At 72.0% G+C, this 15414-nt stretch carries 13 protein-coding genes; 10 read left to right on the top strand and 3 right to left on the bottom strand.

The genetic code is table 11. The annotated features are described in order from the left end of the window. The first annotated feature begins 319 nt into the window (after nt 1-319). Both RZ84_RS31355 and panD read left to right on the top strand, forming a co-directional pair. Nucleotides 320-1933 (top strand): multicopper oxidase family protein, encoded by a 1614-nt coding sequence (locus tag RZ84_RS31355; protein ID WP_043267739.1) that lies wholly within the window; start codon nt 320-322, stop codon nt 1931-1933. A gap of 249 nt (nt 1934-2182) precedes the next feature. After that, nucleotides 2183-2602 (top strand): aspartate 1-decarboxylase, encoded by a 420-nt coding sequence (gene panD / locus RZ84_RS31350; protein WP_043267737.1) that lies wholly within the window; start codon nt 2183-2185, stop codon nt 2600-2602. Nucleotides 2603-2634: 32 nt separating this feature from the next. On the opposite strand, the gene RZ84_RS31345 is transcribed toward panD, so the two are convergent. Beyond that, nucleotides 2635-3402 (bottom strand): uracil-DNA glycosylase, encoded by a 768-nt coding sequence (locus tag RZ84_RS31345; RefSeq protein ID WP_043267735.1) that lies wholly within the window; start codon nt 3400-3402, stop codon nt 2635-2637. 151 nt (nt 3403-3553) lie between these two features. Between RZ84_RS31345 and RZ84_RS31340 the strand changes: the two genes are divergently transcribed. Continuing rightward, nucleotides 3554-3916, top strand: coding sequence for a DUF488 domain-containing protein (locus RZ84_RS31340; RefSeq protein ID WP_043267733.1), 363 nt, complete (start codon nt 3554-3556; stop codon nt 3914-3916). Nucleotides 3917-4026: 110 nt separating this feature from the next. Here the strand turns inward: RZ84_RS31340 and RZ84_RS31335 are convergent, their stop codons facing one another. Continuing rightward, the gene (locus RZ84_RS31335; protein ID WP_043267731.1) at nt 4027-8592 is read right to left on the bottom strand and encodes a cation-translocating P-type ATPase; all 4566 of its coding nucleotides are present in this window, start codon (nt 8590-8592) and stop codon (nt 4027-4029) included. Between the two features lie 11 nt (nt 8593-8603). Between RZ84_RS31335 and RZ84_RS39365 the strand changes: the two genes are divergently transcribed. The 7 genes from RZ84_RS39365 (at nt 8604) to RZ84_RS31300 (ending at nt 13296) form a co-directional block, all read left to right on the top strand. Continuing rightward, nucleotides 8604-9224, top strand: coding sequence for a hypothetical protein (locus tag RZ84_RS39365; RefSeq protein ID WP_052230294.1), 621 nt, complete (start codon nt 8604-8606; stop codon nt 9222-9224). A 319-nt stretch (nt 9225-9543) separates the two neighbouring features. Further along, entirely contained in the window at nt 9544-9786 is a 243-nt protein-coding gene (locus tag RZ84_RS31325; RefSeq protein ID WP_043267725.1) for a hypothetical protein, read from the top strand. A 24-nt stretch (nt 9787-9810) separates the two neighbouring features. Beyond that, nucleotides 9811-10434 carry a DNA polymerase ligase N-terminal domain-containing protein gene (locus tag RZ84_RS31320; RefSeq protein ID WP_043267723.1) on the top strand — a complete coding sequence of 208 codons (624 nt, stop codon included), beginning with the start codon at nt 9811-9813 and terminating at the stop codon, nt 10432-10434. An 80-nt stretch (nt 10435-10514) separates the two neighbouring features. Continuing rightward, complete coding sequence (locus tag RZ84_RS31315; protein WP_043267721.1) at nt 10515-10745, top strand: hypothetical protein; 231 nt, start codon at nt 10515-10517, stop codon at nt 10743-10745. Then, a complete protein-coding gene (gene ligD / locus RZ84_RS31310) occupies nt 10742-11656 on the top strand; it encodes a non-homologous end-joining DNA ligase (RefSeq protein ID WP_043267719.1) in 915 nt (304 codons plus the stop codon). Before RZ84_RS31315 ends, ligD begins: the two co-directional genes overlap by 4 nt. A gap of 369 nt (nt 11657-12025) precedes the next feature. Next, a complete protein-coding gene (locus RZ84_RS31305) occupies nt 12026-12595 on the top strand; it encodes a hemerythrin domain-containing protein (RefSeq protein WP_043267717.1) in 570 nt (189 codons plus the stop codon). Next, nucleotides 12592-13296, top strand: a complete 705-nt coding sequence (locus RZ84_RS31300; protein ID WP_043267715.1) for a UdgX family uracil-DNA binding protein — start codon at nt 12592-12594, stop codon at nt 13294-13296. The genes RZ84_RS31305 and RZ84_RS31300 overlap by 4 nt, the downstream gene beginning before the upstream one ends. A 116-nt stretch (nt 13297-13412) precedes the next feature. Here RZ84_RS31300 and RZ84_RS31295 read toward each other — a convergent pair whose 3' ends face one another. Next, entirely contained in the window at nt 13413-15134 is a 1722-nt protein-coding gene (locus RZ84_RS31295; protein WP_052230293.1) for an APC family permease, read from the bottom strand. Nucleotides 15135-15414: the final 280 nt, after the last annotated feature.

The raw sequence follows: 15414 nt of genomic DNA, 5'->3' as shown, positions 1-15414 counted from the left end.
CGATCGGCCTCGGACACCGACGGCGGCGCCATGGACCCCGCCTCGGTCCGTACGGCCGAGCCCTCCTTCCGTACGCCGGCTCTCCGCCGCCTCCCCGGTACCGGCCCGCGCTCCGTCCGCCGGACGTCCGGCCCGGCGGACGTCCGCCCCGCCCACCGGCCGTACGGCCGTCGGCCGATACGTCCGCTGCCGCGCCGGACGCCCTCGCCCGATTGTTGGTGCCGCGCGTGGAGGAGCGCGCCTAGTCGCCGACGCCCCCGGCAGTGCCCCTCACCGACCCCCCATCACACCGACACGATCGCCACGAGGTGCCTTTCCTATGCGTACGCACTCCAGACGCGCCCTGCTCGGCGCAGGTATCGCCGCCGCCGGCAGTGGGTTGCTGGCCTCCACCGGGGCCATCGCCCTGGACGCCAAGAACGGCAGGCCCCGCTCCCACGGCACGCCTCCCCCGCCCGACCCCGGCTCGCACGGCACCCACGGCCACCAGGCCCCGTCCGGTTACGTCTCCCCGAACGGTCCGGAGGTCATGGCGAGGGAGAGCCACCGGGGGGCGGGCCCCGTGCGCCGCTTCTCGCTGACCGCCGCCGAGAGCGACTTCGACATGGGCGGCACGGTCGTCAGCACCTGGGCGTACGACGGCCTGCTGCCCGGCAAACCGCTCCGGGCCAACGCGGGCGACAAGATCGCCGTGACCGTCCACAACCGCCTCCCGCAATCCACCACCGTCCACTGGCACGGGGTGCAGATCCGCAACGACATGGACGGCTCCCCTGACATCACCCAGCGCGCCGTGAAGCCCGGCGCCACCTACGACTACCTCTTCACGGCCACCACACCCGGTACCCACTGGATCCATCCGCACGTCGGCGTGCAGCTGGACCGCGGGCTGTACGCGCCGTTGATCATCGAGGACCCCCGCGAGCCCCTTTCGTACGACCACGAGTGGATCGTCCTGATCGACGACTGGCTCGACGGGGTCGACGGAGTGACTCCGGACGCGGTGCTGGCCGAACTGAACAAGAAGAAGCCCGGCGGCGGGTCCATGGGCCACAGCGAGACGCAGATGCGGGGCGGTCGGGCGGCGGCTTCCGCCGTGTCCCGGGCGCGCAGACACGCCATGCACCCGCTGGCCGACGACCCCTCGGACAGCGTGGACCATCCGTTCCACATCATGAACGGCCGGGTGGCCAGGGACCGGGAGACCTTCCGCGCCAAGCCCGGCCAGCGCATCCGGATCCGCCTCATCAACGCGGCTGCCGACACCGCCTACCGGGTCGCGCTCGGCGGTCACAACATGACCGTGACGCACATCGACGGCTGGCCGGTGCAGCACAAGGAGACCGACAGCCTGCTGATCGCCATGGGCGAGCGCTTCGACGTCCTGGTCACCGCGAAGGACGGCGTCTTCCCACTCACCGCGCTCTCCGCAGGCAGCAACAACAAGACCGCACAGGCCCTTCTGCGGACCGGCGTCGGCGATGCGCCCAACGAGAAGATCCGCCCGACGGAGCTGCGGAGCGGGGGGCTGAGCGCGGACAAGTTCAAGTGCGACGAATCGGTACGGCTCTCGAACCGCGCCCCCGACCGCACCATCAAGATGGATCTCACCGGCTCCATGGACGACTGGGACTGGGCGATCAACGGGAAGCCGTACACGGATTCGCAGCGCTATCCCGTACGCGAAAGGGAGCGGGTACGGATCACCTTCCACAACAAGACGGCGATGTGGCACCCGATGCATCTGCACGGGCACACCTTCGCGCTCCCCGACGGCGGTCCCCGCAAGGACACCACGATCGTCCTGCCGGACAAGGAGGTCTCGGTCGATTTCGACGCCGACAACCCGGGGCTGTGGATGCTGCACTGCCACAACGTCTACCACTCGGAGTCGGGGATGATGACGGTCGTGGGCTACAAGGCGAGGCGGTGACGCCGGCCGCGCCGCCGTCGATCCGCACCATCGCCGCAGGCCGGCACCGGCCGCGGACGGGCCTCCCGTCCGCGGCCGGTGCTCGTCTCCGGTCCGGTGAGTGCCGAGCCTGCCCGGCGGGGTATGGCCCGGCAGGACGGTGACGCCGCAGAGCACCCGTGACGGTCCAGGACGGCGCGGCTAGCATGGCTGGTCCGGCGCGCACCTCGTGGCGAGGGCGCGACCCTTCTTCGGCAGGAGTGTGACGCTGTGCTGCGCACGATGTTCAAGTCCAAGATCCACCGGGCCACCGTGACCGAGGCCGATCTGCACTACGTCGGGTCGGTCACCATCGACGCCGCGCTGATGGAGGCCGCCGACCTGCTGCCCGGCGAGCTGGTCCACATCGTCGACATCGACAACGGTGCCCGCCTGGAGACGTACGTCATCGAGGGCGAGCGGGGCTCGGGCGTCATCGGCATCAACGGAGCCGCCGCGCACCTGGTCCATCCCGGCGATCTGGTCATCCTGATCAGCTATGCGCAGGTGGACGACGCGGAGGCCCGTACGCTGCGGCCGAAGGTCGTGCACGTCGACGCGGGGAACCGCATCGTGGCCCTCGGTGCCGACGCCTCCGAGCCGGTGCCCGGCAGTCCTACGCAACGCAGCCCGAAGGCCGCCGCGGTCTGAGCAGCGCCGGCTCTGGCTCCTCGGCGGCGTGCTCAGCTGCCCGTCGGCAGCCCGGCGACCTCGGCACCCCGGCGCAGCACGTCGCGGAGCATGGCGGGGGTGAGGGTGCGGGTGAACATGTTGCGCTGGCTGGGGTGGTAGCCGCCGATCAGGCACACCTCCCGCTCGTCCCGCGGATCGACGATCAGCGCCTCGGCACCGTGTCCGAAGGCGGGGCGCGGTCGGGGCAGCCGCCATCCGGCGCCGGCCAGTACGGGCAGCAACGCCTGCCAGGCGAACGCGCCGAGGACCACCATCGCCCGCAGGGTCGGGCGCAGCAGCTCCAGCTCGCGGGCGAGCCAGGGGCGGCAGGTGTCGCGTTCGGTGGTGGTGGGCCGGTTGGCGGGCGGTGCGCAGTGCACCGGAACGGTGATCCGCACCCCGTACAGCTCCTGCCCGTCGTCCCGGTGGGTGGCGGTCGGCCGGGAGGCCAGCCCGATGTCGTACAGGGCGCGGTAGAGGGCGTCGCCGGACGGGTCGCCGGTGAAGATGCGCCCGGTGCGGTTGCCGCCGTGGGCGGCCGGCGCCAGCCCGATGATCGCGAGGGGTGCGTCCGGTGGTCCGAAGCCGGGCACCGGACGCGCCCAGTAGTCCCAGTCCCGAAACGCCCTGCGTTTGGTCCGGCCGGCCTCCTCCCGCCAGGCGACCAGCCGCGGGCAGGCCCGGCAGGTCGCCACCGCCGCGTCCAGATCCCGCACCGTACCCGCCCGGGGAGCGGTCGCCGCGGGAAAATCGTGTGCCTCCGGGCGCCCGCCGTGCATGCCGTCTTCCTCTCCCGGTGGCCGGCTCCCGACCGGCTCCCACCGGCCGTCGCCGATAAAATGGCCGAGTTGGACACGCCCACCGGTGTCGTTACGGTGCCAGCCGTCCACCGTCCGTGGTCGGGCTGACCGATCGGTCTGGAGGTGCCTCATGGCCAAACAGATCACCTGCCGACGAGTCTACGAAGAGACCTCCTCCCGGGACGGCAAGCGGGTGCTCGTCGACCGCGTCTGGCCGCGCGGGATGCGCAAGGAGGAGGCGCACCTGGACGAGTGGCTGCGCGATGTGGCGCCCTCGACCGATCTGCGGAAGTGGTACGGCCACGAGCCCAGCCGTTTCACCGAGTTCCGCCGCCGCTACCTGGCCGAACTGCGCGATGCCGGGCACCGGCAGGCCGCCACGCATCTGCGCGACCTCGCCGCGCACGACAAGCTCACGCTGCTGACCGCCACCAAGGACGTGGATCACAGCCAGGCCGCCGTGCTGGCCGAGTGGCTGTCCGAGAAGCGGTGACCGGCACGGGACGAGGCGTGCCGCCGGCGCCGCGGATCGTGATCGTCGTCGTCGGCGGATGGTGAACGTCGGCCGCGGCTTCGCACGCGGCGTGCGATCCGCCCGGTTCCTCACGAGCTCGCTTCCCACCGCCGGATGAGGTTCTCGATGCGCCGGACGAGGTCCTCGATCGCCGGTACCCACCGCGGGCCCAGCATGGCGACGCACATCGCGGTGGCGACGCCGGCCCAGGCCACCGGGCCGAGTGGCCGGCAGCCGAAGAAGCCGCTGACCAGTGGCGTCTCGATCAGGGCGACCAGCACGGCCGCCGAGCCGAGGGCCGTCAGGAGCACCAGCGGGCTGTGCCACCGCCCGGTCACCGTCTGGGTGAGCTGGGCTCCGACCACGCCGCACAGCGCCATCGTGCTGGTCCGTCGCGCGGAGCCGGGGGTGAGTGTGCCGATCAGCCAGGCGGTGCTCGCGCCGAGCGCGGTGACGATGCCGCGCTCACGGATCTGATGGGTCAGCGGAGTGCCCAGGGCCGCGACGCCGACGGGCGTGCCGTCTGCCCGGTCCGCCTCGTCGTCCGGGCCGTCGTGGGCGGTCTCGTCCCGTGGTGTGACCGAGACCGCCATCGCCGGGAACATATCGGTGAGCAGGTTGACCAGCAGGATCTGCCGGGTGGACAGGGGCGAGGCGCCGGACAGCAGGGTTCCGAGCACGGAGAAGCCGATCTCTCCGGCGTTGCCGCCGATCAGCACGCTGATCGCGTCCGCCACGCTGCGCCACAGTGCCCGGCCCTCGGCGACGGCGGCGGTCAGCGTCGACAGGTCATCGCTGGTGATCACCAGGTCCGCCGCGTTCCGGGCTGCCGCCGATCCGTGGACCGCGACGCCGATCCCGACATCCGCGGCCCGGATGGCCGCGGCGTCGTTGGCGCCGTCGCCGACCATGGCGACCACCCGCCCGGCTTCCCGAAGCGCCTCGATCACCTGAAGCTTCTGCTCCGGAGCGACGCGGGCCACCACGCCGCAGTCGCGCAGCAGGCGGGCCCGGCCGGCGCGGTCCTCGGCGGCGAGCTCATCGCCTGTGACGACCGATACGTCCGTGGGCCAGCCGAGTTCGACGGCGACCGCGCCGGCCGTCCGCGGGTGGTCACCGGTGAGCATGACCGGCCGCACACCGGCCTGGCGGAGATCGCGCACCAGAGGTGCGGAGCTCGGGCGTGGGGTGTCGGCCAGGGCGACGAAGCCGAGCAGGTCGAGGTCTCCCGGAGGCTGGCCGAGTACCCGGGCGGGGTCGTCGGCGTCCGTCAGCCGGCGGGCGGCGACCGCCAGTACCCGCAGGCCGTCGGCGGCCAGGGACTGCGCGGGGCCGTCGTCGGGGGCGTCCTCGCAGCCGGGCAGCACGACTTCGGGCGCACCCTTCACCATCAGCACGAGGGCGTCGTCCGCGTCGGCTCCGACGGCCGCGGCGTAGCCCCGGCTGGCCTCGAACGGCTGGACCTCGACGGATGTCCACGGCGACCCGGGCGGGACCGCGGCGAGGATCGCCTCGTCGGTGGAGTGGGCGTGGATGCCCACCTCGTGGTCGGCGGTGCGGCAGGTCAGCGCGGCGGCCCGCAGCAGCGGTGTCGCCTCGGGGGCGTCGGCCGGGTGTTCGGTGCCGTCCGCGGTGACGACGCGGACCACGTGCAGGCGGTTCTCGGTCAGGGTGCCGGTCTTGTCGAAGCAGACGGTGTCCATCCGGCCGAGCGCCTCCAGGGCGCGCGGGGTGCGGACCAGGATGCCGATCCGGCTGAGCCGGCGGGTCGCGGCCAACTGCGCGACGGTCGCCACCAGCGGCAGGCCCTCGGGAACGGCGGCCACCGCGACGGCCAGTCCGCCGCGGACCGCCTCCCGTACGGGTCGGCCGCGCAGCAGCGACAGACCGGTCACGGCGGCGCCGCCCAGCAGCGTGAACGGAAGCATCTGGCCGGTCAGTTCGTGCAGCCGGGCCTGGACACCGGGCGCCGGCTGGGTGCGCGCGGCGAGATGCGCCGCCCGGCCCGCCTCGGTCTGGTCGCCGGTGCCCACCACGACGGCCCGGCCGTGGCCGGCGACCACGGTGGTGCCTTCGAAGACCATGCAGTGGCGGTCGGCCACCGCCGCCTGCGGGGTGGCGTCCACCTGCTTGCCGGTCGGCAGCGACTCGCCGGTCAGCGAGGACTCGTCCACCTCCAGGTCCTCGGCCTCGAACAGCCGCCCGTCGGCCGGTACGACGTCGCCGGTGTAGAACTCGATCGCTTCCCCCGGCGCCAGCCGCCGCGCGTCCACGAACCGGGATTCCTCCGCGTCCAGGTCGACGACATGGCGGGCCTTCTGCCGCTGCCCCAGCTTGAGACCGGCGAGCGCATACTCGGCGCGCACCCGTTGAACCCCGCCCACCAGGGCGTTCACGCTCAACGCGCCGACCACCATCAGCCCGTCGACCAACGCGCCCAGCAGGGCGGACGCGGTCGCGCCGACGAGCAGCAACGGGGTGAGCGGATCGTGGAGTTCGGCACGGACGGCGGCGGCCAGGCGGGCCGCCAGGCGCACGGAGGCGAAGACCGGGAGCTGCGCGACCTTGTCGACGGTCTCGCGGAGGTTCGCGAGCGCGCTCGGTTCCGCGGCCCGGGCGCGGGCCCGCAGCCGCGCCAGTACCTCCTGCGGCTGGAGTGCGTGCCAGGGCACCCGGGGCGGCGGGTGCGGCGCGCGGTTGGTGCTCACCTGTAGCGCGGCGCGCCAGCCCGAGACCAGGGAGGCGGCAGCCGCGGCGTTCACCGGGCTGATCCGGAAGGCCAGCGGGAAGGTGATGCGTTTCGAGCGGGCTCCGCGGGTCACCACCAGCAGCCCGGCGAGCGCGGCGCCCGACTCGGCGAAGATCTTGGCGTGCCCGCCGACGGTCCGCGCGGCGGGCACGGCCGCCAGCATCCGCCAGGCACCTTCCAGCCCGTGCAGCAGCAGGACGTCCGCACCCCACACCACCGCACTGCGGTCATCGGTGAGGGAGACGGCGATGTCGCTGCGCAGCAGACCGGCCAGCACATCCCGGCTCTCGGCATTCAGCTGCTGCTCGGTCGCGGCCCGGCCGCGCGGGACGTGGGCCACCGTCAGGACCACCCGGCCGTGGCGCTGGAGCTCGCCGACCACATCGGCCAACGGCGTTTCCCCGCCGACGCGTTCGTCCGCGAGCGCCCCGAAGTCACCGAGCGAGCCGTCGTCCTGCACCACGACGTACAGACCGGCCCGGCGGGCCGCGTCCAACGCGGCCTCGGCCAGCGGGTCGATCTCCCAGCCGACCAGGACGGTACCGATGTCCCGGCCCTGCTCCGACGCGATCATCAACCCGGCCGCCGACTCTCCCTGGTCGGGTACCGGACGCAGGGCGACCGTGGGCTCCTCGGCCTCCTCACCGGGCTGAAGGGCGGCGGCAGCCGCCTGCCACAGACGGTCGTGGTCCCACTCGGCCACGTTCGGATGGGCGTCCAGGACCGTGCGCCGGGTGCTGCGCAGCGCCTCGGGATGGAGGACCACCGTGTCGATGAGTTCCAGCTGCCTGAGGCGGTCCGGGTTGCGGACGAGTACGCCTTCGCAGGCCAGCTCGGTGCACAGGCTCGCGGTGAAGGCGGCCGGACCGTAGCGGGCGGCCCTCGGGTTCCCGGCCAGCAGTGCCTCGGCCGCCTCGTGGACATCGCGGGTGAACAGGAGGGCGCCGGCGGCGCCGAGCAGGGTTCCGGTGACCGCCTGGTCCCGGTACTCCTCGCCCGGGTAGCGGTGGATCGCCGGGCGAGCGACCTTGCGGCCGGCCAGGCTCAGCCGCTCCGGCGCGCAGACCGTATCGTGCGCGGCGTCGAACGCGGCGGCCCGGGCGACGGCCTCGGTGAGCTGACCGGCCCGCAGCAGGGCGTCCAGCACCAGGGTGGTCGGTGACTGCCCGATGCCGTTGGCAGCCGCGTTGGCGGCGGCCAGCACCAGATCGGTGGCCGAGCGGCCCAGACGACGCCGCAGCGCCTCCCGTACCCGCGGGTCCTCACGGAGCAGGGTGACCCCGGCAGTCACCAGATGCGGTGTGCTCTTCACGCGCACGGTCCGTGCGGCGACCGCGGCGCCGATCCCCACCGCGTCGCAGGCCACGGCGAGCGCCCCGGAACGTATGCCCCCCGTGTGCCCCGGGTGCGCGGGCTCCAGCACATCCTCGTCCGGCCGCTCCAGACGCTGCCGGCCGGCCAGTTCGGTCGCGCGGTCCACCACCCGGTCGATGACGGCATCCTCCGTCATCTGCACCACCAACCGGGCCAGCCCGCCGTCCCAGTAGGCGGCCAGCACATCCGGACGCTGCACAAGTCCGGCAGCCACCCGCCTGGCCGCCGCCTCCACGCTGCGCACCGTGGCGCCCGAACGGGGGCGCAACGGGAGCTGCATCCGGGACCCGGCACGCCAGTAACCCTGGCCGGGAGCCATCGCGTTCAGACCGACCCGCCCGACCCGGCCCGCCGCCCCCGACACCGCCACCGCGCCCCGTGCGGTGGCGCGCACGCCCGCGTTCGCCACACCGGCCGCCAGTCGTACGGCGGCACCGGCGGTCGGGACTGCCTGGCGGGCCGTGTCCACCGGCGACCACCGTGCCAGGTTCAACCCGGCGGCGGGAAGTCGGCGTAGCAAGCGCAGGACCATCTCTCACCTTCGTGGAAGCGCCGGATCCCCCTCACCCACGGGTCGTCGAAGACCCACGGGTCGTCGAAACCGTCGACGCCGTGGCCTTCCTCGACTTGGCCGTCTTTGGCTTGTTGCCCGCCGTCGGCTTGGCCGCCTTGGGCTTGACCGCCTTTGGCTTGGCTGCCTTCGGCTTGGCCGCCGTGGCCTTCTTCGCGGTACGCGGCTTGGCCGTCGCACGCCGCTTGGACGAAGACGTCGACTTGGACGAAGAGGTCGACGCGGACCGACGGGTGACCCCCGCAGCCGTGCCGGCAGCCGTCTTCGACGCATCGGTCTCGCCGGCACGTGTCGGACGCGACTGCGTCAGCCAGACCACCGCGGCACCCGCGGCCGCCACCGGCCACTCGCCCCCGCCCGCCGCGCCCAGCATCCCGACGCCCGCGTATGCCGCGATACGGCGGGAGCGCGGGGAGACGACGCCAACCGTGTCCAGGACGGTGTCGAACATTTCTTTGGCGGTGTGGGCGCCGGGCACATTCCCCACGGTCGTCCGCACCGTCTCAACGGGATGGAGCACCACATCCGCCGCTGAGGAAGACGCGGAGGATGCTCGCGCTTTCTCGCTCATAATCCGTCTCATCTCCCATTAACCGCTTACCCGGCGGCCACCGCACACAACCGGCGCGCACAGGCCGGCCGCCCTGCGTGGCCGAGCGGTTACCGTCCAGAGCCGAACGGTGTTTCGTCGCCGAACGGAGTTCTCCGCAGAACGGAGTTGTCCGCAGAATGCGGGGTGCGGGTCGGGACGCCGGCCGGCCGACCGGCTGCACCCCGTTCGCCTCGACATTCCTCTCGACATTCCTCTTGATATTTCTCAACATTCCTCGACATTCCTCTCGACCGCGACCGCGACCGCGGACCGGTCCGGTGCCACAGTGGAAGGTGTGATGTCGTAGAAGGGCGGACACCATGGTGGTTCTGGGGCTTCTTCTCCTTGCCGCGACCGGGGCCTTTATCGGCCTGCTGATCGCCGCCAACCTCTCCGGTGGGCCGGATTACGGTGTGACGGTTCTCGGCAACCACATCGTCACCTTGAACAGCCTCGCGATCTTCCTGGCGGGCATCGCCCTGACCTTGATCATCGGCCTCGGCGCTGCCCTGATCATGGCCGGTTCCACGCGGGCTCGCCGGCGGAGGCTGTCCGTCCGCTGATCCACCCGCCGAGGAGAGTTGACCATGGGGTCGCACAAGGCGCTGACCGACTATCGCCGCAAACGCGATGTCACGAGGACCGGGGAACCGACGGGTGACCGGCCCGAAACCCCTCGTGACCGCCCGTGCTTTGTGGTGCAGATCCACGATGCCGGCACGCTCCATTTCGACTTCCGCCTGGAGGCGGACGGCGTGCTCAAGTCGTGGTCGGTTCCCAAAGGGCCGTCGGACGATCCGCACGACAAACGGCTCGCCGTGCCGACGGAGGACCATCCGCTGGAGTACCGGGATTTCGAGGGCGTCATCGCCGAGGGCGAATACGGCGCGGGCACCGTCATCATCTGGGACGAGGGCACCTATCGAAACCTCACCACCGACCGTCGCGGCAAGGAGGTCGGCCTCGCCGACGCCCTGGAGAAGGGCCACGCGTCATTCCGGCTCGACGGCTCCAAGCTGCACGGTGGCTACGCGCTCACCAGAATCCGGACCGGCCGGGCGAACGATCGTGAGGCGTGGCTGCTGGTGAAGCACGACGAACAGCGTCTCTCCCACCACGGCACGCCCGACCCCCACCGTGCGCGGTCGGTGCGCAGCGGGCGCACGCTCAAGCAGCTCGCGACCCACGCCACGGGAGACGGTTCGCGATGACCGGGTCCCTCTGCCAACTACCCCAGTGGCAAGGGCAGTTGCCCCGCCGTGCCCGACGGGGCCGATCGACCGGGCCGCCGATGCCGGCCGTCGGGCCGCCGATGCTGCCGGTACTCAGCGACCGCCGCGCCTTCGGTGCGGGATTCGGAGCCCTGCTGGTCGGCCGGATCCCCTTCGTCGGCCGGATCCCCTTCACCCAGCGGACGCGCGCCGGCCGGTCGCGTCACCCGCGCTTCCTGGGGCTGCGCGACGACCAGCACCAGCGCGCCACCGACATGGTCCGCGAACGGCCGGCCGGAGGGGCACCATGAGCCCCGCACTGAAGCTGCGTGCCGGCCGCCGCACCGTGGAGATCAACCGCCCGGACAAGGTGCTCTTCCCCGACGACGGCCTCACCAAGGCCGATCTGGCCGAGTACTACCGCGGCGCCGCCCGGGCGATGCTGCCGCACCTGCGGGGGCGCCCGCTGATGCTGGAGCGGCATCCCGACGGCATCGACGGCGAGGGCTTCATGCAGAAGGACGTGCCGGATTACTTCCCGGACTGGGTGCACACCGCCGAGCTGCCCAAGGAGCAGGGCAGTGTCACCCACGCGTTGTGCGACGACACCGCCACCCTTCTCTACCTTGCCGACCAGGCATGCATCACACCGCACCGCTGGCTGGCGAAGGCCGACCGCCCCGACTGCCCCGACCGGCTGGTGTTCGATCTCGACCCACCCGCCAACGACTTCGCGCCGGTACGTCAGGCCGCCGGCCTGCTCCATGACCTGTTGGACGAACTGCGCCTGCCCAGTGCCCTGATGACCACCGGCTCCCGGGGACTGCACGTCCTGGTCCCGCTGGACCGTCGCACACCCTTCGACGACGTCCGCGCCTTCGCCCGCGAAGCCGCCGATCTGCTCGCCGCCCGGCATCCCGACCGCCTCACCACCGAGCCCCGGAAGGAGGCCAGGCGCGGCCGGCTCTATCTCGACGTGCAGCGCAACGCCTACGCCCAGACCGCCGTCGCACCCTATGCCGTGCGCGCACTGCCAGGCGCCCCCGTCGCCGCACCACTGGCCTGGCCGGAACTGGACGAACCCGACCTCGCCGCGAGGCGGTGGACCCTCGCAACCATCGGAGAGCGGCTGGACGGCGCCCCATGGCACGACAGCCTGCGGCGCGGCAGGTCCCTCGCCCCCGCCCGCCGTCGTCTGGCACGCCTGAGCGACGACGCGTGACGCGCCGAGCGAGGTGGCGGGCGACAGGGCATGCGCGTGCACGCGCCAGTACCGGTCCTGGTCCCCGGACCGCACGGCGTACCACCCGTCGGCCGTCCGGCCGGCAGTCGTCCGTGGTGCGGGTCGGCCTGCGGCTGACGTTCGCCGTGCCGCCACCGCTCCGGTATCGCTCAACCGCATCAGCCTCAGGAGCCATCGTGATGAATCCGCCCCGATACGGCCGGCCGGTTCGGTCGCCCCGGAGCCGAACCCGGGTTCGCGGCAACAAGGATGTAGGGCGAAAGGCGTCCCCCGTGGTCCCACTGTTCGGCAGCGGACGGCGCTATCGGGACGGACGGGCGCTCCACCACCACAAGAAAGCCGTACACCATGGAACACGGCAAGGACGTCATCAAGGACGTCATTTCGGAGCTGACCGCTGACCACCGCGAAGTCGACGAACTCTTTGCGCGGTTCGGAGACACGCCGCCCGGCAGCGAAGAGCGCAAACGGCTCGCGGACTCGATCACCATCGAGCTGGTGCGGCACTCGGTCGCCGAGGAACAGCATTTCTACCCCGCCGTACGTGAACACGTGGCGGGCGGTGACGTATTGGCCGACCGCGGGATCGCCGAACACGGCCGTATCGAACAGCTCCTCAAGGACCTGGAGGGCCGGGCGCCCGCCGACCTCGACTTCGACCGGCTGATGGTGAAAGTCAGGACAGAGGTACGGGCGCATGTCGACGACGAGGAGAACAACCTGTTCCCCCGGCTCCGGGAGAGCGTCCATCCGTTCGTCCTGGAAAGCCTGGGCAGAAAGGTCCATGAGGCCAAAAGGACCGCCCCCACCCACCCGCACCCGTCCTCGCCGCATACCCCGCCGGCCAACAAGCTGCTGGCTCCGGGGCTGGGTCTGGTGGACCGGGTCCGGGACTGCCTCACCGGTCGCGGCCAATGACGCCGGCCGGAAGCAGCAGCGGCCCCGCCGGGCAGCAGTACGATGCCGGCCCGTACGTGCCCCGGCGCGGAGGGCTTGTCGCTCTTCGGCGTGCCGCGGCGGGCTGCCAGGGCTGCCCCCTGTTCCAGGACGCGTCGCAAACCGTATTCGGAGCGGGTCATGCCCCGGCCCGGATCATGTTCGTCGGCGAGCAGCCGGGCGACCAGGAGGACCGCCAAGGGGAACCGTTCGTCGGGCCGGCCGGCGGCCTGCTGAAGAAGGCGATGCGGGAGGTCGACCTCGACGTGGATCAGGCGTATTTCACCAACGCGGTGAAGCATTTCAAGTTCACCACCGCGACAAAGGGAAAGCGCCGGATCCACAAACCACCCAGCCTGCGGGAGATGACGGCCTGTCGCCCCTGGCTGACCGCCGAACTGCGCCTGGTCCGCCCGGAGGTGGTGGTGGCACTCGGCGCTACCGCGGGCAGGGCGCTGCTGGGACCGTCATTCCGGGTGACGAAGGACCGGGGCGCGCCCATTCCCCTGCCGGAGGAGACCGAACCGGAACACAGAAAAACGCGCCGGGGCCGCACAACGGGCCTCGTCGTGGCCACCCTCCACCCCGCGGCGATTCTGCGTGCCGAAGACCGCGAGACACCGTACGCGGGTTTCGTCTCGGACCTGCGGGTGGCCGCCGGGGCGCTGGACCAGGCGCCCTAGCCCGCCCGCCTGGTCCAAGTGCCGCTCGTGAAAAGGCCCCACGCCCGAAGTCTCGTCCGACCATTTGCCGGCTGGCCTCCGACGCCGGGAGCCGGTGGCTACCGGAGGGGCGTCGGCTACGACACGTGCTGGCGAGGTCGCCCGTCCCGGCTTTCTTCGCCGTCGGGCGTCACGGCGGGTGCCGGGACGGGGGCCGGGACGGCCGGTGCACCGGTCAGGCCCGCCGCATGGGCCCGGATCCCGGCGCGTACCGCCCAGAAGTAGAAGGCCGGGGCGGTCAGTGCGACCAGGGCGATGTCCAAGCCGCCGGGGACGATGCCATGGCCGCCGAAGTCCGGGCTGCCCAGCGCCGACAGCGTCGCCATCCAGACGAGGAAGAGCACCATCCACCAGGCCGGGGCGAACTGCCGCAGAAAGTGGCCGGCCGCACGCCGGTCACCACCCTGTTGCGGCGCTCCGCGGCCCCTCTCGATCATGCCCTTGCGCCACAGCACCAGCGCCGCGACCGGGACGGACACCAGCGTGAGCACGGTGACCTTGCCGGTGTCCGGCCACTTCGACCAGTACAGCGCGCAGGCCGCGAAGGCGAAGGTGACCGGGCACAGGATCCCGGCCACCGGAAGCCGGAACGGGCGGGGCAGATCCGGCGCGGTCCGCCGCAGCACCCCCACCGCGATCGGGCCGATCAGGTAGGAGATCACCATGGCCGCCGAGACCACGCCGGCCAGCGAGTGCCAGCTGTGGCCGACGGTGATCAGCAGCAGGACACCGAAGCCGAGGTTGAGCCACATCGCCGGGCGCGCGGTCCCGTAGCGCGGGTGCACGGCCGCCAGCTTCCGGGGGAAGAAGCCGGTTTCGGCGAGATTGGTGACCATGTACGCGGCCGAGGCGATATTGGCGATGTTGGAACCGGCCGGGGAGATGAAGGCACCGAACTGCAACAGGGTGACCACCCAGTGCAGCATCAGCAGCTTGGCGAGATCGGCAAACGGCGAGTTGAGATTCACACCGTGCCAGCCACCCGCCCCGGCCAGTTCCTCGGGTGGTACCGCCCCCAGGAACGCGGTCTGCAGCGCCAGATAGATCAGCAGCCCCAGCGCGAGCGCGCCGACCAGGGCGAGCGGAATGGCGCGGCCGGGGTTCCTGGCCGCGCCGCCGAGGTTCACCACCGCCTGGAACCCGTTGAACGCGAAGACCACCCCGCAGGTGGTGACCGCGGTCAGTACGGCCGGCCAGCCGTACGGGGCGAAGCCGCCGTGCGCGGTGAAGTTCGAGGTGTGGAAGCCGGAGGCGATCAACGCGAGCACGGCGATCACCGGGATGGCGAACTTGACCAGGGTGAGGATGGTGTTGGCGCGGGCGAGCAGTTGGACGGACCAGTAGCAGGTGAGCCAGAGGGCGACGGTCAGGGCCAGCGCCACGGCCATGCCGGACGTGGTGAGGTGATGATCGACGGGGTCGACCAGGCCCTTCGCCCAGCCGAAGCTCCAGGACGTCATGTACTGGGTGGCGGCGATCGACTCGATCGGCACGAGCGAGGCGACCGCGATCCACACCGCCCAGCCGGTGAGGAAGCCGAGGACCGGGCCGTGCGAGAGGTGGCCGTAGCGGGCCATCCCGCCCGGGACCGGGTAGGCCGCGCCGACCTCCGCGTAGGACATCGCGATCATGCCGATGAAGATGACGCCGATCACCCAGGCAACCAGTGCCGCGGGGCCCGCCACCTGGGCGGCTGCACCGGCGCCGAAGAGCCAGCCGGAGCCGAAGATCGAGCCGACGCCGATCATGGTGAGGGCGAACAGGCTGAGCCCCTCGCGGTTGCCCGCGGTCATGTCCATGGGAAGTGTCGTCCGTCCTGCCGTTGCCGCATGCCCTCACCGTGTGAAGGCCGCTGTGATCTGCCGCCGACCACCTTATTTCCGACGCAACACCGCGATTGCCCGTGATGTCCGGGAGGGCCCGAGCCCCACAGACCGTGTTCCCGTGACCAACACCCCTGGACTCACGGCCCGTTCGCCCCCCGCCCGCCGGTCGACGGCGGGCCGGGGCTCGCTACATGAGACACGTCACAGCGACGACGGGAACACCACGGCGCTCCTCCGCCGGGACGGCACCCCG

Origin of the sequence: Streptomyces sp. CT34 (assembly GCF_000805335.1) — a bacterium.
Lineage (GTDB): Bacteria > Actinomycetota > Actinomycetes > Streptomycetales > Streptomycetaceae > Streptomyces.
This window is presented reverse-complemented; position numbering and strand designations above follow the sequence as displayed.